Raw genomic sequence first — 21,396 nt, 5'->3', positions numbered from 1 at the left:
GGAGTTCTGACCGCATAATCGCCGGCTTCATTGCTTGCCCCCGAACCGATGACCGCCATCGCTGCCAACGACGACTTCCTGGGCCACCCCAAGGGCGTCTACGTCTGCTTCTTCACCGAAATGTGGGAGCGCTTCTCCTTCTACGGCATGAAGGCGCTGCTGCTGCTGTACCTCACCAAGTACCACCTGTTCGGCGACAAGGCCGGGCTGGACCTGCTCGGCGCCTACGGCGGGCTGGTGTACTGCATCCCGGTGTTCGGCGGGATGCTGGCCGACCGCTGGCTGGGCATGCGCCGGGCGGTGCTGTTCGGCGGCGTGCTGCTGGTACTCGGCCACCTCGGCATGGCCTTCGAAGGGCACGCGGCCTACCTGGAAAACGGACAGGTGGTGCGCGATACCGGTGCGTTGACGATCACCTACCTGTCGCTGGCGCTGATCATCATGGGGGTGGGCTTCCTGAAGCCGAACATCTCCACCATCGTCGGCAAGCTGTACGCCGAAGACGATCCGCGCCGCGATTCCGGCTTTTCACTGTTCTACGCCGGCATCAACCTGGGCGCCCTGTTCGCTTCGCTGGTGTGCGGCTTCCTCGGCGAAGCCTACGGCTGGAAGTACGGATTCGGCGCGGCCGGCATCGGCATGCTGGTCGGGCTGGGCATGTTCCTGTGGGGGCAGAAGTACCTGCACGGCCACGCCGAACCGCGCGATCCGGCTTCGCTGCGCGAACGCGTGCTGGGCCTGCCGCGGGAATGGCTGATCTACGCCGGCGCGGTGCTGGCGGTGCTGCCGGTGGCCTGGCTGATGTGGGCCGCCGGCAACGGCGCCTTCGCACTGGGCGGTGAAATCAGCCTGGCGCTGATGCTGATGCTGGTGGTGCTGGGGGGCGTGCTGCTGTGGTTTGCCTGGTTCACCGGCACCCGCTGCACGCCGGTGCAGCGCCAGCAGATGATCGCGCTGATGGCGCTGATCCTGATGGCGCTGGTGTTCTTCACCCTGTACGAGCAGAGCTACGGCTCATGGGTCACCTTCACCGATCGCCTGCTGACCAAGGACATCGTGCCCGCGCTGGTGGTCCGCGACGGCACCCCGTTGCCGTGGTCGATCCTGTCGTTGCTGCTGGCGCCGCTGGGCTTTGTGGTGAGCGCGCGGCTGTCCGACCGCGCGCCCGGCTCGCCATGGCCACGCCGCATGTTCATCGCCATCGTGCTGGTGATGCTGGTGCTGCTGGTCCGCGACTGCCTGGTCATCCCGCAGACCGCCGGCTCGCTCACCTACCTGGGCGGGTTGTTCCTGGTGGTGCTGGCGCCGTTGTTCGCGCTGCTGTGGGCGTGGCTGGATCGGCGCCATGCCGAACCGGGCAAGGCGATGAAATCGTCGATCGGCCTGGTGCTGGGCGCACTGTCGTTCGTGCCGCTGGCGCTAGCCGCGCAGCAGGTCGGCGCCACCGGTCAGATGGCCAGTGTGTGGTGGCTGGTGCTGGCTTATTTCCTGCTGGCCAGTGGCGAGATGTGCCTGTCCCCGGTGGGTCTGTCGGCGGTCACCCAGTTGGCGGTGCCGCGCGTGGTCAGCCTGATGATGGGCACCTGGTTCCTGGCCACAGCCTTCTCTGAAACGCTGGCCGCGCTGTTCGGCAAGCTGGCCGCCATCGAAGTGCCCGAAGGCGAAACGCTGGACGTGGTGAGCGCCTCGGCCAGCTACGCCCACCTGTTCTGGCTGCTGATGTGGATCGGTCTGGGCTGCGCCGTACTCGCCTTCGCCACCGCCCCCCTGCTTCGCCGCATGATGCACGGAGTGAAGTAAGAAAAAATGGGGACGGAGGGAGTTAAAAAATGGGGACGGAGGGAGTTAAAAAATGGGGACGGAGGGAATTAATCGAGATTAATTCCCTCCGTCCCCTTTTTCACGGTGCGGCCGGCTTCGGCGCGGCGGCCTTGTCACCGCCGAGGTTCTGCGACAGGAACGCCAGCAGCTTGCCGTAGTACTCGCGACGGTTGGCATCGACGTAGAAGCCGTGCCCTTCGCGCGGGTAGTACAGGCTCTCCACCGGTACGCCGGCCTTCTTCAGTGCCGCTTCCATGCGTTCGGTGTGCTGCACCGGGGCACGCTGGTCTTCGCGACCGGCCGCCAGGAACACCGGCACCTTGATCTGCGCGGCCAGGTTGACCGGCGATACATCGGACACCTTGTCGGCCGGGCCGATCCACTCCCGCAGGTAGGTCTCCCCGGACATCCGTTGCTGGATGTCGCCGCGGCTGTGCATCATCGGCAGGTCATAGACCCCCACGTAACCGGCGGCGCAGCGGTACAGGCCAGGCTCCTTCGCCGCGCCCATCAGCGCCGCATAGGCGCCGTAGCTGGCGCCGTAGACGCAGATCTTCGCCTTGTTGGCGACGCCTTCGCTGATCGCCCAGCGGGTTGCATCGGTCAGGTCGTCCTGCATCGCCATGCCCCACTGCTGGGCACCGGCCTGTTCGAACGCACGGCCGTAATTGCCGGAACCGCGGAAGTTCATCTGCAGCACGGCATACCCGGCACTGGCCAGCATCTGCGCCTGGCTGTCGTAGGTCCCATCTTCGAAGATGCCGAACGGCCCGCCGTGGGGCAGCACCACCATCGGCAGGTTCTTCGCCTCACGCCCGTGCGGGGTGGTCAGGAAGCCGTGCAGCGGCAAACCGTCACGTGCCTTGACGGTGATCGCGCGGACCGGCGCGGTCTGGGCCGGGTCGATCCAGGTACTGCGGCTGACCACGTGCTGGGCCGCCTTCGCCTTCTGGTCGTAGATGAAGAAATCACCGGGATTACGGCCGGAGAACGTTTCCACCAGGACCTTGTTGCTGTCGCGCGTGCTGGACGTGATGAAGACCGCGTCCCCGCCGAAGGCCGATTCCAGGCTGCGGTACAGCCTGGCGTCGGCAGAGGTCTCGTCGAAGAAGCGGGTGCGCGGTGTATCGCCCAGGAACAGCGCGCCCACCGGCACCGCGGTGCCCGGCCGGTAGATCAGCCGCGCCGGGTCGACCATCGGGTCGCGCAGCAGGTCCTTGCGCTCGCCGCTTGCCGGATTCCAGCTGACGATCTTGTCCGGTCCCGTAGGCTGTTCCACGTTGAGGTAGGCCAATGCACCGTCGGCGGAGAAACCGATCGCGCGCTCGATCCGCTTGGATACCGCCTCGTCGTTGACCAGCTTCCAGTTTTCATTGTTGCGGTCGCGGTAGAACAGCTTGTTGACGTTGTCCGAACCGGCCCCCAGCGCGAAGCGCGCATTGCCTTCGGCATCGGTGGTGAAGTCGGCACGCTGCACCGGCGAGCGAGTCACCGGGATGCGGCGCCCACTGGTCACGTCCATCCGCTCCAGGCGCGTGTACGGGTCGCCGTTGAACGAAGTCACCGCGATCAGCACGTGCTTGTCATCGCTCGGCAGGTCATCACTGAGGAACGCCGCGACGGCCTCGGCCTTCTTGCCGGAAATGCGCGTGCCGGTGTTGCCGCCGGTCACCCGGTAGCCGACCAGCAGCTCACCGCTGGTGGTGTTGGCACGCAGGGAATACAGCTCACCGGTGCGCTGCGGCTCGTCCAGCGAACCGAACTTCTGGCCCAGTTCGATCAGAACCCGGTCATCGCTGACCCAGTCGAAACGCGCGGCATGGTTGTTCTCCGGCGGCACGAAGCGCCCCACGATCTGGCTGTCGGCCACGCGCAGGATGGCGACGGCGGTCGACTTCTCCAGCGGAATGGTTGCCGCGTAGTAGTCACCGTTCGGCGACAGCTTGAGATCGGTGAAGCTGTCGCGCTTGAGGAACGTGTCCAGGTCCACGTCCGCTGCCGTTGCCATGATCGGCAGGGCCATCGCGGCGATCATCGCCGCCAGTATCGTCTTGCGCATCCTTATCCCGCCCCCTGCGGACACCATGTCCGCGACCGGGCGATTGTAAACAGGAGGTGAACGAATTGGGAATCAGGAAAACCTGAAGAAAAAAAGGGCGGCACCGTTTCCGATGCCGCCCTGCACACCCCACCTTGGAGAGTGGAATCAGTTCACGCCACGCACCGCCAGGGTCAGCGCGAGGATGCTCAGGATCACCGCGATGGTGCCGTCCAGCACCCGCCACGTGCCGGGCTTGTTGAACAGCGGCGCCAGCAGGCGGGCGCCCAGGCCCTGCGCGGTCAGCCACAGGCAGCTGGCGGTGACCACGCCGGCCGCGTAGGCCATGCGGTCGTTGCCGAAGTTTTCAGCGATGGAGCCGATCACCATCATGTCCAGCCAGAAGTGCGGGTTGATCAGCGAAAAGCCGACCGCGGCCATCAGCACTGCACGGCGGCTGCCGTCATCGCTTTCCGCCTCGCCCATGCCACCGCCGCCGGCGATCGCGCGCCGCGCCGACTTCAGCGCGTACCACGCCAGGAACGCCACGCCGGTCCACAGCACGGCGCTGGTCAGCCACGGCGCGGCCTGGATGAGGGTGCGCAGGCCGGCCACGCTGGCGAAGATGAACACCGCATCGATCGCCGCGCAGGTCGCCACGACCGGCACGATGTGCTTGCGCAGGATGCCCTGGCGCAGGATGAAGGCGCTCTGCGCGCCGACCACGGCGAACAGGCCGATGCCGGTGGCGGCACCACTGAACCAGGCCGCCAGGCCGGTGCCGGCGGAAATGATCGAGAACATGGGAACACCTCGTGGAGCGGGGGGCGGTGCCTCGCGAAGGCGGACAGCACCGGGTACGGGGTGTATTGTCGCGTTGCACCAATCTCAAGAAAAGCTAAACTTCCTTAAGCCTCTTTAGCGGAACTTAATCGCCATGCGCGTCGACCATGCCCAGCTCCGCGCCCTCGCTGCGGTCATCCGCGAAGGCAGCTTCGACCGCGCCGCGCAGGCGCTCAATGTCACCGCATCGGCCGTGTCCCAGCGGGTGAAAGCACTGGAAGACCGCGTCGGCCGGCTGCTGGTGAAGCGTGGCGCACCGGCTACCGCGACCGCCGAAGGCCAGGTGCTGGTGCAGTTGGCCGAGCAGACCGCCCTGCTGGAACACGATGCACTGCACCGCATGGGGCTGGCCGACGAGGACCTGCCGCAGGCCAGCATTCCGGTGGCGGTCAACCATGACAGCCTGGAAACCTGGTTCCCGCAGGCCGCCCAGCAGTTCGCCCAGGTCACCGGCACCACCCTGGACCTGCGCGTGGAAGACCAGGACCACACCGTTGAACTGCTGCGCCAGGGCACGGTGCTGGGCGCGGTGACCACGCTGGACGAGCCGGTGCAGGGCTGCCAGATCCATGCCCTGGGCAGCATCCGCTACGCGGCCACCTGTACCCCGGAATTCCGCGACCGCCATTTCGGCAAAGGGGTGAGCGCGCAGGCGCTGGCCCAGGCGCCGGTGCTGGTGTTCAACCGCAAGGACGACATGCAGGCGCGTTTTGCCCGCCGCATGGCCGGGGTGGAGGTACCCAACACGGCGCCGACCTGGTGGATTCCCTCCACCCGCGCCTTCGTGCAGGCCAACCTGGGCGGGCTCGGCTGGACCATGAACCCGCTGCCGCTGGTCAAGCGCCACCTGGATGCCGGGCGCCTGGTGTACGTGCGCCAGCGCGCCTGGGAAGACGTGCCGCTGTATTGGCAGCACTGGAAGGGCGATGTGCAGACCATGGCGCTGCTCACGCGGGCGGTGCTGGGGGCCTCGACGGCGCTGATCCGCCGCAAGCGCTGAGCCATTCAGGGCTGGTCGGCGCGGCACGTCCCACGCCGCGTCTCTGGCAGGATGCTGCGTCGCACCAAATCAGGACCACAACCGGGTAAAATAGGCCCACTGGACGCCGTGACCGGCCTCATCCGACGCAGTTCACGCGCTGGTTGACGTGTTTTCACACTGCCTATGTGGCCGGCCCGCATCCTGATTCCCTCCCCAAACGAATCACTCCCATGAAGAAATTTGGCAAGGCTTTAGCCGCCCTGCTCGTGCTGCTGTTGGTGTCGTCGGTACTGTTCCTGTACTGGCCGCTCACCACGCGCTCGGTGCCGGCGGCAAGCAACGAAAAACCCGTCGATGTGGTGCTGGTCGGCGCTGGCATCATGAGCGTCACCTTGGCCACCTACCTGCAGGAACTGCAGCCGGACTGGAACATCCAGATCTACGAGCGGCTCGACGGCGTGGCCCAGGAGAGCTCGGACGGCTGGAACAATGCCGGCACCGGGCACTCCGCATTCGCCGAGCTGAACTACACGCCTGAGCTGCCCGATGGCAGCATCGAGACCAAGCGCGCGGTCGGCATCGCCGAACAGTTCGAGATCTCGCGCCAGTTCTGGTCGCACCAGGTGCGCCAGGGCCGCCTGAGCCAGCCGAGCGATTTCATCAACGCCACCCCGCACATGAGCTTCGTGTGGGGCGATGAAAACATCAATTTCCTGCGCAAGCGCCAGCAGGCAATGGTGAAGAATCCGCTGTTCTACGGCATGCAGTACTCCGAAGATCCCGCGCAGATCAAGGCATGGGCCCCGCTGCTGATGGAAGGTCGCGACCCGAACCAGAAGGTTGCCGCGACCTGGATGCCGCTGGGCACCGACGTCAACTTCGGCGTGATCACCCGCCAGCTCACCGACGGGCTCAAGCGCAGTCCGAACTTCGGCCTGCACCTGGGTCATGAAGTGAGTGCGCTGCGCCAGAACGACGACAAGACCTGGAACGTGACCGTCAAGGACCTCAAGTCCGGCAACGAGAGCACCACCCACGCGCGCTTCGTCTTCATTGGCGCCGGTGGCGCCGCGCTGAAGCTGTTGCAGCTGTCGGGCATCCCGGAGTCGAAGAACTACGGCGGTTTCCCCGTCGGCGGCCAGTTCCTTGCGTTCAAGGACCCGGCAATCGCCTCGCGCCATGGGGTCAAGGCCTACGGCATGGCCGAAACCGGTTCGCCGCCGATGTCGGTGCCGCACCTGGATTCGCGCAAGCTTGATGGCAAGCCGGTGGTTCTGTTCGGACCGTTCGCGTTGTACAGCACCAAGTTCCTCAAGCACGGCTCGTGGTTCGACCTGTATTCGTCGGTCACCCACAGCAACGTGGCGCCGATGCTGAACGTGGGCGCGGACAACCTGGACCTGGTGAAGTACCTGATGAGCCAGGCCCAGCTGAACGACGACGACCGCCAGGCCGAGCTGGTCAAGTACTACCCCAACGCCAAGCGCGAGGACTGGACCCTGGTCACCGCCGGACAGCGCGTGCAGATCATCAAGAACGACCCGGAAAAAGGTCCGCTGCTGCAGTTCGGCACGGAGATCGTGACCGACAAGGACCACACCCTGGCCGCGCTGCTGGGGGCGTCGCCGGGTGCCTCGACCTCGCCGCCGATCATGCTCGACCTGATGGCCAAGGCCTTCCCGGAAGAGATGAAGGCCGGCTGGGAAACCCGCCTGCGCGAGATCGTGCCGTCCTACGGCCGCAAGCTCAACGAGAGCCCGGCGCTGACCAACGAAATCCGCACACTGACCAGCCAGACGCTGAAGCTGCCGTTCCTGGACGTGCCGGCCGACGTGGCCCAGCCGCCCGCCATTCCGGCGACCGTGGCGCGCCCGGCTGAAACGCCGTTGCCGCCGCAGGAAAAGCGCAACAGGAACGAGGAACTGCAGGCGCTGTAATCCTGCGGCGCGCTTCCGGCAACACACCAACGGCCACCTTCGGGTGGCCGTTTCTGTATCTGTCTGGCGCGCCCGAGCGATGCGAATTGTAACGGCTTTGATAATCATTTACATTTAAGGCCCCTGATCCAGCTGCTGCCGGCCCCTGCGCCGGCGTTGCCCTGCCTGACTCACACGCCCACATCGAAGCCGCCATGACTGCCATTCCCTCCTTCCGCCACGCACCGCTGACCGTTGCCCTGCTGGCCGCGCTGTCCACCGCGCCGGCCCTGGCCGATACCTTTGCCGATGCCGGCGCCGCCCCGGATGCCAAGACCCTCGACGAAGTCAGCGTGCGCGGCAGCCGCGCCGTTGCATCCAGCACCACGCGCCTGCCGATCACCCTGCAGGAGACGCCGCAGTCCAGCACCGTGATCGGGCTGGAGCGCCTGCAGGACGAATCGCTGTTCAGCATCAACGATGTGATGCGCAACGTCACCGGCGTCAACGTCTCCTTCTACGACACCCAGCGCCCGCTGTACTACGCGCGCGGGTTCGCAATCACCGACTTCCAGGTGGACGGCCTGCCGACCTACAGTGGCTCGACCAACCAGGAATACGACACCGCCTTCTACGACCGCATCGAAGTGATCCGCGGTGCCAATGGCCTGCTCAGCGGCGCCGGCGTCCCGTCGGCCACGGTCAACCTGCTGCGCAAGCGCCCGGGCAAGGACTTCGACGCATCCTTCGCGGTCAGTGCCGGCAGCTGGGACTTCCGCCGCATGCAGGCCGACGTCAACGCGCCGCTGACCGCCGATGGCCGCTTCCGCAGCCGCGTGGTCGCCGCCTGGCAGGACAAGGACTACTACTACGACCGCTACAGCGAGGACAAGATGTCCGGCATGGCGGTACTGGAAGGCGACCTGACCGAGTCCACCACCGTCACCGTCGGCTTCCAGACCCAGGACAACAACCCCACCGCCACCACCTGGGGCACGGTGCCGTTCTTCAACAGCGACGGCAGCTTCTCGCACCTGCCGCGCAGCACCAACCTGGCCCCGGACTGGGCCAGGTGGCAGCGCCAGACCAGCACCGCGTTCGCCAACCTGGAACAGCGTTTCGGCGAAAACTGGCTGCTGAAGGTCAACACCGCCTACACCCGCGGCAACGTGCAGAACGTGCGCGTGTACGGCAGCGGGTATCCGGATGCGACGACCGGTGCAGGCATCTACCTGCTGGGTGCAGCGGGCGAGACAGACGACACCCGCAAGGGCGTGGACGTGTATCTGTCGGGCACCTTCGGGCTGTTCGGCCGCGAGCACGACGTGGTGTTCGGTGGCAGCTTCTCCGATCTGCAGTCCACCGCCTGGACCATGACCCCCACCGGCGGCTGGCGCTACGACATCCCCAACATCCACACCTGGGATGGCAATGCGCCGGAGCTGGTGGTCAACCGCACCGGCGCGCACCGCGATGCGCGCACCACGCAGCGCGGCGTGTACGCCTCCACCCGCCTGCGCCTGGCAGAACCGCTTTCGCTGATCGCCGGCGCGCGCCTGAGTTCGTGGGAAACCCGCACCCGCGCCTACAGCACCGCCAACACCTACACCGCCACCAGCGGCGCCTACAAGGTGGATGACGAAGTCACCCCGTACGTGGGCCTGGTGTATGACATCACTCCGAATGTTTCCGGGTACGCCAGCTACACCGAGGTCTTCAATCCGCAGAACTACAAGGACCGCAACGAGAACCTGCTGGCCCCGGTGGAAGGGTCCAATGTCGAGGCAGGCATCAAGTCGCAGTGGCTGGACGGCCGCTTCACCGCCAATGCCGCGGTGTTCGAAGCGAAGCAGGACAACTACGCCGTGCGCGATGCCAGCGTGCCGGACGGTTCGCTCAGCGATGGCAGCTCGGCCTACATCGGCATCAATGGCACCAAGGCGCGCGGTTGGGAAATGGACCTCAACGGCGAGATCCTGCCGGGCTGGACGGTCAATGCCGGATTCACCCACGTCAAGGTGACCCGCGCGGCCACCGACCTGCTGTATGCGAACCTGCCCGAAGACTTCCTGCAGCTCAACACCAGCGTGCGCCTGCGTGGCGCCTGGGAGCGCCTGACCCTGGGTGGTGGCGTGCAGTGGCAGAGCAAGGTGCAGGGCTTCAACGTGCCCTACCCGCCGGGCGGCACGGTGACGGTCAACCAGCCGGCGTATGCGCTGGTGCAGTTCAACGCCAGCTACCGCATCAGCGACAGCTGGAGCGCCACGCTGAGCATGCGCAACGCGCTCGACAAGACCTACTGGGCCAACCTGGACTACAACAATTACGGCGAACCGCGCTTCGTGGCCTTCAGCCTGCGCTGGAAGTACTGAACTGTCCTCGGTGGGTGACGACCGTTGGTCGTCAGCCCCTCCCGCTGCGCTCGCCGAGCGTGGCTCGGCGCTACCGATGGGCATTGCCGCCCCCTGGTGGGTGACGACCGTCCCTGGTGGGTGACGACCGTCCCTGGTGGGTGACGACCGTTGGTCGTCACGCTCTTCGGCCCGGGAATGACGACCACTGGTCGTCAGCCCCCTCTCGCCGGGCCCGCCTGTCATCATGTCCGGACACTTGAGACACTACGCTACGGGCAGCCGCTGAGCGCGCCCCGCACCACCCCGGACAGAAGAAGAAAAACAACATGATGCACAACGTTATTTTCGATACCGACCCGGGCGTCGACGACGCCCTGGCGCTGCTGTACCTGCACAAGCACCCGCAGGTGAACCTGCTGGCCGTCACCACCGTGTTCGGCAATGCCGCCGTCGAATCGACCACCCACAACGCACTGTTCCTGAAGCAGGCCTGGGGCCTGGACGCACCCGTGGCGCGCGGCGCCGCCGGCCCGCTGCAGCCCGATGCCCAGCCCGAAGCCTGGCCGGTGCACATCCACGGTGACAACGGCCTGGGCAACCACCCGGTGCCGGCGCAGCTGGACGTGGCCGCCGATCCGCGCAGCGCGCACCAGCTGATCATCGACCTGGTCCGTGCGCAGCCGGGCCAGGTCACCCTGATCGCCGTGGGGCGCATGACCAACCTGGCACTGGCCCTGCGCGAAGCGCCGGATATCGCCTCGCTGGTGCGCGGCGTGGTGATCATGGGAGGCGCCTTCCATGTCAACGGCAACATCACCCCGGCCGCCGAGGCCAACATCTGGGGCGACGCTGAAGCCGCCGACATCGTATTCACCGCCAGCTGGCCGGTGACTGCCATCGGCCTGGACGTCACCACCCAGGTGGAGATGGATCGCCACGGACTGGATGCACTGGCCCACGCCGGTGGCGCCGATGCGGACCTGGTGCGTGCGCTGTCGCAGGACTATGTCGACTTCTACCTGCAGGCCGGCCACAAGGGCATGGTGGTGCACGACTGCTGTGCCTGCATCGCGCTGACGCGGCCAGAACTGTTCGAATTCGAGCATGCCAGCGTACGCGTGGCCACCGACGGCGTGGCACGCGGGATGACCATCCCCAAGCCGGCCGGCATGGCCTTCGGTCCCAGCGTTTGGGACGGCCAGGCGATGCAGTCGATCGCGATCGGCGTGGATGCCAGCGCCGTGCTGGCCGACATCGAAAGAACCCTGTCGCTGTAACGGCAGGAACCGCCGCTGGCCGTCCTCTGGTGGTGGGTGACGACCGTTGGTCGTCACGGCCGTCCGCTGCGCGCGCCGGGCGTGGCTATGCCGTTCGTCCTGACCGGCACCCTGCGGGCCGCTACCGCAGCGGTGCCGGGCGGGTTTCCGGCAGGCGCCACAGCACCGGCAGCACCAGCACCGCGACGATGGCGATCATCGCACCGGGCGCAGCGTTCCACCCGCTGCGCTCCACCCACCACTGCGCCAGCCACGGCGTGGCGCCACCGAATACCGCCGTGGCCATGGTCACGCCCAGTGCCAGTCCACTCAGCCGACCTTCGCCGGGGAACTGTTCGGCCGTGGCCGAGGCCGCCACGGCACTGATGCCACCAGCCACGCAGGCCAGGACGACCGCTGCACCGACCACGCCCAGCGTCGATGCCTGCGCCATCCACGCGAACATCGACAGCGGCAGCAGCGCCGACAGCAGGGTCAGCCCCAGCAGCAGCGGGCGCCGACCAAACCGGTCCGACAGCAGCCCGAACAGTGGGGTGGCGAGGATCACCGCCACTGCGGCGATGGTCGACAGCCACAACGCCTCGCCCTCCCCGCGCCCATTGGCATGCAGGAATGCCGGCACATAGGTGATGCCCACGTAGTACGTGATCGAGCCCAGCGCGGAGATCGCGAAGGTGCGCGCCACTGCCCCCGGATGAGTGCGCAGGATCTGCCGTATCGGCGCACTGGGCACGCTGCCTTCGCGTTGCTGGCGTTCGAACTCAGGCGATTCGTGCATGCCCGAGCGCGCCAGCAGGATCAGCAGCGCCAGCGCGGCGCCGACGAAGAACGGGATCCGCCAGCCCCAGCTATCCAGGTCCGCCGGCGGCAACAGCGCCACGGTCAGCGCCGACAACGCAACCGCCAGCAACGCCCCGACCTCGCTTGCCGCGGACGCCAGCGAGGTGACCAGCCCGCGTCGCTGCGGCGGCGCGCTTTCCAGCAGGTAGGCGACCACGCCGGTGTATTCGCCGCCCACTGAAAACGCCATCACGCAGCGCAGTGCCAACAGCAGCACGCCGGCGGCCGCACCGATCTGGGCATGGGTGGGCAGCAGCGCCGTGGCCAGCATCGCCGCGGCCATCAATGCCATCGAAGCGAGCAGCATCCAGCGTCGACCCAGACGGTCGCCCAGGTGGCCGAAGCACAGCGCGCCCAATGGACGCATCAGGTAGGACACCGCGAAGCCGGCAAGCGTGACCAACAGGGCGGTCTCGCCGCCGCCGAAGAACACCCGTGAGAGCACGGTGGCGAAGTACAGGTAGAGGGTGAAGTCGTACCACTCCACGACGGTGGAGAGCGCCGCTACCCACATTGAGCGGCGATGCATGGCGGGACTCAAGGACCGACAACCAGCAATTGCATGGATCACGCTCCTGAAGGACTGGGCAGACGTTAGCTGACGCAAAGTGAAGAGCAGGACACCGTGGCCGCCGGGCACCTGCGCGGCCATGCCGCCATTGCACCGTCCGCCCCCATCGGCTGGTTCATCACGACAGTCCGCGCACGCTGCTGGGCGGGATCCGTGCGCGGTGGCTGACGGCGTTTGCGGCGAGCGGCGTCTCGTCAAGACACATGAATCAGCAAGCGCTTTGATGCTCGTTGGTGCGATCTCAAAATTCAATGGACATCGCCCAAGACCCGGTGATCGCTCACATTTCACAGCGCCGAAACGTTCTTAGACTTGCCCGCGGTTGAAACGGACCGCTATCGATTCCGAGCCTGCGCGGTCCGCGCGGAAAGGACACTCATGGTCTTCGACGCTCCATCCTGCTTTGCAGGCAATTGGCCCCCCACATCGATCCAGCAACATCCCCACATCGCCGTCCGGACATTGAGCTGCGGCCCGGCCGCTACGCCGGATCACGCACTCGTGCACGAGGCCGTTGCCTTCTGGGCAGACCGCCAACCCGGTGCCGTGGCAGCCCAGCATGGTGCAACCTCGATCACCTATTCCGCCCTCGTACGTGACGCTGACCAGCTGGCCGCGCGCCTGCAAGCGGCAGGCGTACGAACCGGCGATGCCGTTGGGTTGTTCGTCACCCGCTCCATCCCGATGCTGGTGGCGATCATCGCCATCCTGAAGCTTGGGGCCGCATATGTGCCGCAGGATATACGCCTGGTGCCGCCGGCGCTGTTGTCCCGGCTGGTCGACGACGCTGGCTGCAAGACACTTCTGTGCCTGCGTGAGCATCATGAATTGGCAAGCAGTCTGTCCGGCGCCAGCACCTTGGTCATCGAAGACAGCATGGGCCATGGCGGCGCCTCGGCGTGGCTGCCGCAATGCGTCCGGCCTGATTCGACAGCCCTCGTTCTCTACACATCGGGCACCACCGGTATGCCCAATGGGGTGAAGGTGACCCATCGCAACCTGTGCAACATCCTGCTTACCGCACCCGGCAACCTCGGCATCCGCCCCGGCATGCGGGTCAGCCAGCTGCTCAACATCGCATTCGACATGTCCGCCTGGGAGATCCTGGGCACGCTCTGTCAAGGCGGTACCCTGATCATCCGGGAGGATGACATGCAGGCGGCGGCGGCCAGCGTGGACGTCATCATCGCTACCCCTTCCATTCTCCGTCGACTGGACCGCGACCGGTGCAGCAGGCTGCAGACGGTCGCCGTTGCCGGCGAACCCTGCGCGGAGAGCCTGGCCGCGCACTGGGGCGAACGCTGCACGTTCTTCAACGGCTGTGGCCCCACCGAGACCACCATTGTCAATACGATGCACCGCCACCAGCGCGGCAGCGGCCACATCAATATCGGCAAACCTACGCCGAACAACACCGTTTACGTGCTCGATGGACAGTTCCAGCCCTGCGCAGTGGGCGAAACAGGCGAAATGTGGGCGGGCGGGCTATGCGTCACCGCCGGTTACGCGGGCAATCCCGCGCTGACGGCGGAGCGCTATCACGATGATCCGTTCCTGGGAGCCGGTTGGAAGATGTTCCGAACGCGCGACCTGGGCCGCTGGACCTCCGACGGTGAACTGGAGCATCTGGGACGCACCGACGACCAGGTGAAAGTCCGTGGATTCCGTGTGGAACTCGACGCGGTGTCGCGCGTGCTTGAGCAAGCCAGCAGCGTCGAACAGGCAGCGACCCTGAAACTGGATTCCCGCACCCTGGCCAGCGTGCTGACACCGGTGAGCGCCGATGTGCAGCAGGCACGCACGCATGCCCAGAGGCAGCTGCCGTACTATGCGGTGCCGGCCCGCCTGCTGACCCTGGATACGCTGCCGCTGACTCCGCGTGGGAAGGTGGACAAGCGCGACCTGCTGCGACGCCTGAGAGGCAACGGATGAGCGGCGACCGGATCGGCGTGACGGGCGCGGCAACGTACTGCCGAAGCCACTACCGGCTCCTGTTCGTGGTGGTCATGCTGGTCAATATCGGGGTGGTCGCCTGGCAGCTGCATCGTCATGGATGGACCGCACTGATGGCTTCGCCAGCAAACCTGGCGAGCCTTGCGATGACCAACCTGGCGATGGCCATCCTGGTACGGCAGAGCCTGGTCATCACCACGCTGTTCTGGTTGGCCACACGCGCACCGGTGACCTGGCCCCTGGGCATCCGCCGGCACTTGGCGAAGGTCTACCACTACGGTGGCATCCACGCCGGCGCCGCATGTGCAGGAACTGCATGGGTGGCATTGCTCGCTGGCAGCCTGCTGTCCGCAGCTGATGACCAGCACCCGTCGGCCCTGCGCTGGACGGCCTGGGCACTGCTGGGATGCCTGCTCAGCATGCTGCTTTCCGCGCTTCCCTCAGTGCGTGCACAGCGCCATGATGCCTTCGAGAAAGTACACCGCTATGTGGGTTGGACGATCCTGCTGCTGACGTGGGGCCTGGCCCTGCAACTCGGCTCGACGCCTGGGCAAGAGGTCGCTCGCGGCGGCGCTCCGGATCCCGCCCTGCTCGCGCTTCTGGTCATGGTCACGGCCAGCATCCTGCTGCCTTGGCTGCGCCTGCGGCGCATCGCGCTGGATGTCCACCGCCCCTCCCCGCACGCAGTGATCCTCACCCTTGCAGGCGTCCGCGCGCCCTTCCCGGGGTCAGCTACGGCCATCAGCCGCTCACCGTTGGGCCAGTGGCATTCCTTCGCGAACATTCCAACAGCGGGACAGACCGACTTTCGCATCATCATCTCGCGCGCAGGCGACTGGACAGGTCAGTTCATCGATGACCCACCGCGCAACGTCTGGATGAAGGGCTTCCCTACGGCAGGCGTTGCCTATATCGAAGTATTGTTCCGCTCCGTGCTTTACGTTGCCACCGGTAGCGGTATCGGGCCGGTACTGCCGCACCTGCTTGCCGGCAGGGTGCGCATGCGCCTGATCTGGTCGGTGCGCTCACCTCGAGCCACCTACGGCGATGCACTGGTTGATGAAATCCTCAGGGCACAACCGGATGCGCTTATCTGGGATACACAGCTCTCCGGAAAGCCCGACCTGCTGCGGTTGTCGTGGGACATGGCGCAGGATATGAAGGCCGAAGCCGTGATCTGCATCGCCAACCGCGCGCTGACCGATTCAGTGGTCAACGGCTGCGAGGCACGCGGGCTGCCCGCATACGGCGCAATCTGGGATTCCTGACGTCCCCGCGCGCGGACCGGGTTAACCTGCTGCACGGCCCTGTGCAGGAACAACCACGTGACATCCTTCAACGCCGCTCACTCGATGGTCTTCTCTCCCGGCCACCTCACACTTGGGCTGATGACCCCAGCAGGCGTTGCTGCCGGTGCGCAATCCGATCCCGGCCAGGCGAACGCGCTGGCACGCTTGGCCGAAGCACAGGGCTTCGCCGCGCTGTGGGCGCGTGATGTCCCGCTGATGGTGCCGCAGCGGTCGCCTGGAGACACCGCTGCGCCACAGGCCAGCGCCGTCGATGACCCGTTCGTCTGGCTCACCCTGCTCGCTGGCGCCACCTCGCGTATTGCCATCGGACTGGCCGCGGCAGTGCTGCCGCTGCGCCACCCGCTGCACCTCGCCAAGGCCGCCCTGAGCCTGGAGCGCGTATCGAATGGGCGCTTCATGCTGGGCCTGGGCTCGGGCGACCGGCCCGAAGAGTTCGCCGCCTTCGGCGCCGTTCTGGAGCAGCGCGCGCAGGTGTTCCGCGAACGCTGGCCGTTGCTGCGCGCGGCACTGTCGCCGGATGCGCAGGAGCGTGCGCTGATGCTGCAGCAGGTCGGCTATCCGGTACTGCCCGCGCCGGCCGCACGCGTTCCGATGCTGGTGGTGGGCTCTGCCCGGCAGTCCCTGCAGTGGATCGCCGAGCATGCCGACGGCTGGGCCACCTACCATCGCGAAGAAGCCACGCAGGAAGGCCGGATCGGACTGTGGCAGCACGCCCTGCGGCAGAAGCTCGGCAGTGCACGCAAGCCCTTCGTGCAGTCCGCGCAGCTGCAGCTGCTGGAAGATCCTGCAGCGCCGGCTACGCCACTGGAGCTGGGCCTGCGTGGCGGCAGCGCTGCCATCCTGGACTACCTGCAGCGCATGCACGTGCTCGGCGTGGACCACGTGATGTTCAACCTCAGCGGCGGCCGGCCCGCCGCCGAGGTCATCGAACAGATCGGTGCGGAGATCATTCCCGCGCTTTCGGCGCAGCCTTCAGGGTGATCAGGGTGATCTCCGAAGGCACGCCGATGCGCGCGGCGAAGCCCGGCCACAGACCCGCACCGTTGCTCACGTACAGCGTCATGTCGCCCACCTGGTAGCGGCCGGATACATACCCGCCGTTGGCCCGTTTCACCAGCTGGTCCATGCCGATGATGTGGCCGCCGTGGGTATGGCCGGACAACTGCAGCTGCACGCCCCGCGCCGCGTTGGCCTTTGCCTCGCGCGGGCGATGGTCGAGCAGGATCACCGGCGCCTGCGGATCGGCGCCCTGCAGGGCGGCTGCCAGGTCCGGCTGCGGCAGGTCGTAGCGCTGTGCCACGGGGTCGGTGACACCGGCGATGGTCAGCGCCGCATCGCCACGACGCACTTCGGTATGGGTGTTTTCCAGCACCTGCATGCCCAGCGCGCGGAAGGCCTGCATCCATTCGGTGTACTGGGCGTAGTACTCGTGGTTGCCGGTGATGGCGATGACGCCGTCCGGTGCCTGCAGCTCACCCAGCGGGAGGAAATCATCTGCACGGGCAGCGACCGTGCCATCGATCAGGTCACCGGTAATGACGATCAGGTCCGGCTTCAGTGCGTTGCTTTCGGCCACGACCCTGCGCACCCAGTCGCCGGTCAGCAGGCGGCTGGCATGGATGTCGGTCAGCTGCAGCACGCGATAGCCGTCGAAGGCGGCTGGCAATCCGGCGATCTCCACCTCGATGCTGCGCGGCTTGGGCACCGCCATGCCCTGGCTGACACCGAAAATGCCCAGCGCCAGCGCGGTGAGGCCGGCCGCCGGCCGCAGCCAGCGCGCGCGCAGTGCAGCGGTGGCCCTGGCCGAGCGCAGCAGGCGCGCAAGCAGCAGCGCGGCATCCAGCAGCAGCAGGAACAGCGCCCCCAGCAGCAGGGCGGTGAAGCCGGTGGCGAGCACGGCGATGGCCATCTTCGGGATTTCCGGCGAGGCCATGGTGCCGGCGAACTGGGCGACGATGCGATGGTGCAGGGCCATGCCGAACACCAGCACGGCAAGGAGAAGGCGCGCGGCCAATGGCAGGCGCAGGGGCCAGACCAGGCGCAGCACGATGTACAGCGCGAGAACGGAAGCGATGACACTCAGCACGATGGGGGTTCCAGGGGGAGCAGTGGGGAGGTTGGCCGTGCATCGTGACTGATTTCGTATCCGGGGTTCCAGTGCGCAAAGCAGTGTTCTGCGGCGAACGGCTGGGCCCCTCGCGGGCGGCGTTCTGCGCTGGGTCTGGGGTGGACCGGGCGGGTGGGGTTGGCAGGACACGCCGCAAGTACATCCTTGTAGGCTGCGTCGCCGCATCCATGCGGCTCAGCGTCCTGCCAACCCCACCCGCCCGGCCCATGACAGGTCCACTGGGCCGCCCGCGTAGTGAAAAAAAGGAGAGGAGCAACGCGGGCCGCTACATGGCGGCAACGTTGGGTGGGGCATGGTGGTTGCTCTTTTCCTGTCTGGAGTGCCCGGTATGAGCCAAGTCTTTGTTGTGGGTGCGGCGGGCAAGGTCGGGCGGCATCTGGTGCGGCAGTTGGCGCAGCGGGGGCATCGGGTGCGGGCGCTGCATCGCAGGGCCGAACAGGCCGATGCGCTGCGGGCCGATGGCGCGGCGCCGGTGAGCGGGGACCTGCAGCAGGTGGATGCCGTGGAGTTGGCGGAGCTGCTGGCCGGTAGTGACGTCGTGGTGTTTTCTGCCGGCGCCGGCGGCAAGGGCGGCGTGGAGACCACGCGCGCCATCGATGGCCGCGGGCTGGAGCTCACCGTGGATGCTGCGCGGCGTGCCGGCGTGCAGCGCTTCCTGCTGGTGTCTGCGTTTCCGGAGGCCGGCCGGGGCAAGCCGATGTCGGACACCTTCGAGGTCTACATGGAGGTCAAGAAGCAGGCCGACGTGTACCTGGCCGCGTCCGGCCTGGAGTGGGTGATCCTGCGGCCGGGTACCTTGTCCGATGCCGAAGGCAGCGGGCGGGTAACGGCCGGCCCGGCCATCGCCTACGGCGAGGTGCCGCGTGCCGACGTGGCCGCTACCCTGGTGGCATTGGTCGAGCGCCCCGGCATCACGCGGGCGATCATCGAGCTGACCGCGGGCACCACGCCGGTAGGCGATGCGCTGCACTATCTTGCTCCGCAGTCCTGATACTTCCCTCCAGCGCCCACCGGGACTCCATCCATGCCCACGCCAGATACCAGCGAACGCTGCCGGCAGTTCCGCGCGCTGCACCAGCACGGTTGCTTCGTACTTCCCAATCCATGGGATGCCGGCAGCGCGCGTTTCCTGCAGAGCGCCGGCTTCAAGGCGCTGGCCTCGACCAGTTCCGGCCATGCCTGGAGCCAGGGCAAGGCCGATGGGGCTGAGGACCTGGAGCAGGTGCTGGCGCATCTGCGCGAAATGGTCGATGCCACTTCACTGCCGTTGAATGCGGACTTCGGCGATGGCTTCGGCGCGACGCCGGCCGATGTCGAACGCGCCGTCCTGCGTGCGATCGACACCGGCGTGGCAGGCCTGTCCATCGAAGATGCCAGCCCGGATGCCTTCTAGACGCTGCGGCCCTTGGATGAAGCACTGGCCCGGTTGCGTGCCGCGCGCATGGCGATCGACCGTTCGGGCGCGGACGTGATGTTGATCGGTCGTGCCGAGAATTTCTTCGTCGGCCAACCCGACATCGATGACACCCTGCTGCGCCTGCGCGCCTACGCTGATGCGGGCGCGGACTGCCTGTATGCGCCGGGCATCGTGCAGCGCGCGCACATCGAGGCGGTGGTGGCCGCAGTGGCGCCGAAACCGGTGAATCTGCTGGTCGGCGGCCCCAGTGCGTTCACCCTGCAGGACATCGCCGCGATGGGCGTACGGCGGGTCAGCTTGGGCGGCGCACTGGCACGCGCGGCCTGGGGCGGTTTCATGCAGGCCGCCCAGCAGCTGCAGGAACAGGGGAGCTTCGCCGGGCTGGAAGGAGCGGCGTCCGGGGCTACGTTGAATGCACTGTTCGAGCGGCCCATGCAGCGCGATGCCTGATGCAAGCGGCCGAGCATGGCGTGGCGCTACCGGGTTTCCGGCCCCTGCAACCGTGATTGCCAGGATTCCACTTCGTTGCGCTGCAGCCGGTTGGACAGCAGCTTCTTCCACGATTCGGTCAGCGGCAGTTGGCTGGCTTCCTCCAGCACGCTGCGCTCCAGGGTACGGTCGAACAGCACCTGGCCGAGCCGGCGCAACGACCAGTCCGGGCACAGCCGCTCCACCACGGTCATCGCATCGCCCGGCGCCACTGCGCCATCTTCCAGCACGCGGTAATACCAGCCGGTGCGGCCACTGGACTGCATGCTGCGCGCCATGTCCGGCAGGCCGAAGCGGTCGTTGAGTTTCCAGCAGGGCTGGCGGCCCTGCGACACCTGCAGCGTGGCCGTGCCGACCCGGATGACGTCGGCCAGGTGGATCGTATCTTCCGTCCACCCCGTGCTGGAGAAGTTTTCGCCGAAGGCCCCGCTCGCCGCCAGCAGAGGATGCGGATGCCCCTGGCGCCAGAAAGCATAGTGATCGAACGGATAGTGGTGGATGGCTTTTTCCGGGCCGCCGTGCACCCGGCGGTCGCCCTGTTCATCACCTTCGATGCCTTCGGCATGGATGCGCACCGGCCCGCTTACCGGCACTTTGGCGATCGCGCTGCAGCTTCCCGGCCGCGTATAGGGGACCGCGCGTCCGGTATGGATCGCATCCAGCGCCACCGCGGGCGGAATCGTGCAGATCATGGAGATGGCGCCTCGCTGCGCAGATTGCTGCGGGAGTCGGCAATCATCTCCAGCATCGCCTGGCGGGCCTGCTCGGGCTGCTGCGCCGCGATGGCCTCATGCACGCGCGCATGTCGTGGCAGCGAGTACTTGAAGTCCGCATCGGCCTTGCGCGCGGACAGCAGCAGGTAACTGCCCAGTGCGGTTTCGATCACGCTGAACAACGGCCGCAGCAGCGCATTGCCGGTCGCGTCCAGCACGGCGTGGTGGAAGCGCAGGTCCGCCGCCGCCCAGGCCTCCATGTCCTCTGCCGCCGCCATCGCGCCGTACGCCTGGCCGATACGCGTCAACTGTGCATCGGTACGCCGCTGCGCGGCCAAGGCGGCCGCTGGCGGCTCGATCAGTTCGCGCATCTCGGCCAGTTGTTCCACGAATTCGAGCGTGGGCAGCGCCGCGCCGTGCCAGGACAGCACGTCCGGATCCAGCAGGTTCCAGTGTTCAGACTCCCTTACCCGCGTGCCGATCTTCTGGCGGGTTTCGATCAGCCCCTTGGACCCCAGCACACGCAGTGATTCGCGAAGCGCGGTGCGGCTGACCTGCAGCTGCACCGCCAACCGTTCCTCGCGCGGCAGTATTTCCCCGGGCTTGTACTGGCCGGCCACGATCAGCTTGCCGAGCTCGTGCACGATCTGCCCATGCAGGCTACGACTGGACGTGGCCATCATGTCCGGACCTGGTCGGGAGCGCGTGGTGGTTGCATGGCGCAAGTATAGACCGCCCCCGTAC

The 21,396-nt window shown here is 66.8% G+C and carries 15 protein-coding genes and 1 pseudogene; 10 read left to right on the top strand and 6 right to left on the bottom strand.

The genetic code is table 11. The features are described from left to right. Nucleotides 1-48: 48 nt before the first annotated feature. Nucleotides 49-1,800: a peptide MFS transporter gene (locus H9654_RS11715; protein WP_191770985.1), complete on the top strand. Its 1,752-nt coding sequence runs from the start codon at nucleotides 49-51 to the stop codon at nucleotides 1,798-1,800. Between the two features lie 100 nt (nucleotides 1,801-1,900). Here the strand turns inward: H9654_RS11715 and H9654_RS11710 are convergent, their stop codons facing one another. After that, on the bottom strand, nucleotides 1,901-3,880 hold the full coding sequence (locus tag H9654_RS11710; RefSeq protein ID WP_191770984.1) for an alpha/beta hydrolase family protein: 1,980 nt from the start codon (nucleotides 3,878-3,880) through the stop codon (nucleotides 1,901-1,903). A gap of 147 nt (nucleotides 3,881-4,027) precedes the next feature. Then, nucleotides 4,028-4,663: a LysE/ArgO family amino acid transporter gene (locus H9654_RS11705; protein ID WP_101098271.1), complete on the bottom strand. Its 636-nt coding sequence runs from the start codon at nucleotides 4,661-4,663 to the stop codon at nucleotides 4,028-4,030. Between the two features lie 133 nt (nucleotides 4,664-4,796). On the opposite strand from H9654_RS11705, the gene H9654_RS11700 reads away from it, so the two are divergent. The 4 genes from H9654_RS11700 to H9654_RS11685 all read left to right on the top strand — a co-directional run bounded on the left by H9654_RS11700 (nucleotide 4,797) and on the right by H9654_RS11685 (nucleotide 11,231). After that, nucleotides 4,797-5,702: a LysR family transcriptional regulator ArgP gene (locus H9654_RS11700; protein ID WP_042614669.1), complete on the top strand. Its 906-nt coding sequence runs from the start codon at nucleotides 4,797-4,799 to the stop codon at nucleotides 5,700-5,702. Between the two features lie 212 nt (nucleotides 5,703-5,914). After that, nucleotides 5,915-7,621, top strand: coding sequence for a malate dehydrogenase (quinone) (gene mqo / locus H9654_RS11695; RefSeq protein WP_191770983.1), 1,707 nt, complete (start codon nucleotides 5,915-5,917; stop codon nucleotides 7,619-7,621). A gap of 194 nt (nucleotides 7,622-7,815) precedes the next feature. Next, nucleotides 7,816-9,972, top strand: a complete 2,157-nt coding sequence (locus tag H9654_RS11690) for a TonB-dependent siderophore receptor (RefSeq protein WP_191770982.1) — start codon at nucleotides 7,816-7,818, stop codon at nucleotides 9,970-9,972. Nucleotides 9,973-10,283: 311 nt separating this feature from the next. Further along, on the top strand, nucleotides 10,284-11,231 hold the full coding sequence (locus H9654_RS11685; protein WP_191771006.1) for a nucleoside hydrolase: 948 nt from the start codon (nucleotides 10,284-10,286) through the stop codon (nucleotides 11,229-11,231). 121 nt (nucleotides 11,232-11,352) lie between these two features. On the opposite strand, the gene H9654_RS11680 is transcribed toward H9654_RS11685, so the two are convergent. Then, nucleotides 11,353-12,600 carry an MFS transporter gene (locus H9654_RS11680; RefSeq protein ID WP_191770981.1) on the bottom strand — a complete coding sequence of 416 codons (1,248 nt, stop codon included), beginning with the start codon at nucleotides 12,598-12,600 and terminating at the stop codon, nucleotides 11,353-11,355. A 354-nt stretch (nucleotides 12,601-12,954) separates the two neighbouring features. On the opposite strand from H9654_RS11680, the gene H9654_RS11675 reads away from it, so the two are divergent. Genes H9654_RS11675 through H9654_RS11665 form a run of 3 tightly spaced genes read left to right on the top strand, consistent with a single transcriptional unit; the run spans nucleotide 12,955 to nucleotide 16,886 of the window. Beyond that, nucleotides 12,955-14,574: an amino acid adenylation domain-containing protein gene (locus H9654_RS11675; RefSeq protein WP_225212015.1), complete on the top strand. Its 1,620-nt coding sequence runs from the start codon at nucleotides 12,955-12,957 to the stop codon at nucleotides 14,572-14,574. Continuing rightward, complete coding sequence (locus H9654_RS11670) at nucleotides 14,571-15,863, top strand: ferredoxin reductase domain-containing protein (RefSeq protein WP_191770979.1); 1,293 nt, start codon at nucleotides 14,571-14,573, stop codon at nucleotides 15,861-15,863. Before H9654_RS11675 ends, H9654_RS11670 begins: the two co-directional genes overlap by 4 nt. 57 nt (nucleotides 15,864-15,920) lie before the next feature. Next, a complete protein-coding gene (locus H9654_RS11665; protein WP_191770978.1) occupies nucleotides 15,921-16,886 on the top strand; it encodes a TIGR03571 family LLM class oxidoreductase in 966 nt (321 codons plus the stop codon). Here the strand turns inward: H9654_RS11665 and H9654_RS11660 are convergent. After that, complete coding sequence (locus H9654_RS11660; protein ID WP_318241137.1) at nucleotides 16,852-17,991, bottom strand: metallophosphoesterase; 1,140 nt, start codon at nucleotides 17,989-17,991, stop codon at nucleotides 16,852-16,854. The genes H9654_RS11665 and H9654_RS11660 overlap by 35 nt on opposite strands. A gap of 370 nt (nucleotides 17,992-18,361) precedes the next feature. Here H9654_RS11660 and H9654_RS11655 point away from each other — a divergent pair, with 370 nt between their 5' ends. Together H9654_RS11655 and H9654_RS11650 are read left to right on the top strand one after the other, a co-directional pair. Next, nucleotides 18,362-19,024, top strand: coding sequence for an SDR family oxidoreductase (locus H9654_RS11655; protein WP_191770976.1), 663 nt, complete (start codon nucleotides 18,362-18,364; stop codon nucleotides 19,022-19,024). A gap of 33 nt (nucleotides 19,025-19,057) precedes the next feature. Continuing rightward, nucleotides 19,058-19,900 (top strand): annotated as a pseudogene (locus H9654_RS11650) (isocitrate lyase/PEP mutase family protein). Between the two features lie 26 nt (nucleotides 19,901-19,926). On the opposite strand, the gene H9654_RS11645 reads toward H9654_RS11650, so the two are convergent. Then, nucleotides 19,927-20,631 (bottom strand): MOSC domain-containing protein, encoded by a 705-nt coding sequence (locus H9654_RS11645; protein WP_191770975.1) that lies wholly within the window; start codon nucleotides 20,629-20,631, stop codon nucleotides 19,927-19,929. Continuing rightward, nucleotides 20,628-21,335 carry a FadR/GntR family transcriptional regulator gene (locus H9654_RS11640; protein ID WP_191770974.1) on the bottom strand — a complete coding sequence of 236 codons (708 nt, stop codon included), beginning with the start codon at nucleotides 21,333-21,335 and terminating at the stop codon, nucleotides 20,628-20,630. Before H9654_RS11640 ends, H9654_RS11645 begins: the two co-directional genes overlap by 4 nt. Between the last annotated feature and the right edge of the window lie 61 nt (nucleotides 21,336-21,396).

This window comes from Stenotrophomonas lacuserhaii (assembly GCF_014836545.1).
GTDB classification, from domain to species: Bacteria; Pseudomonadota; Gammaproteobacteria; order Xanthomonadales; family Xanthomonadaceae; genus Stenotrophomonas; species Stenotrophomonas lacuserhaii.
Note: the sequence above shows the minus strand (reverse complement) of the source record. Positions and strands in the feature narration are given on the sequence as shown.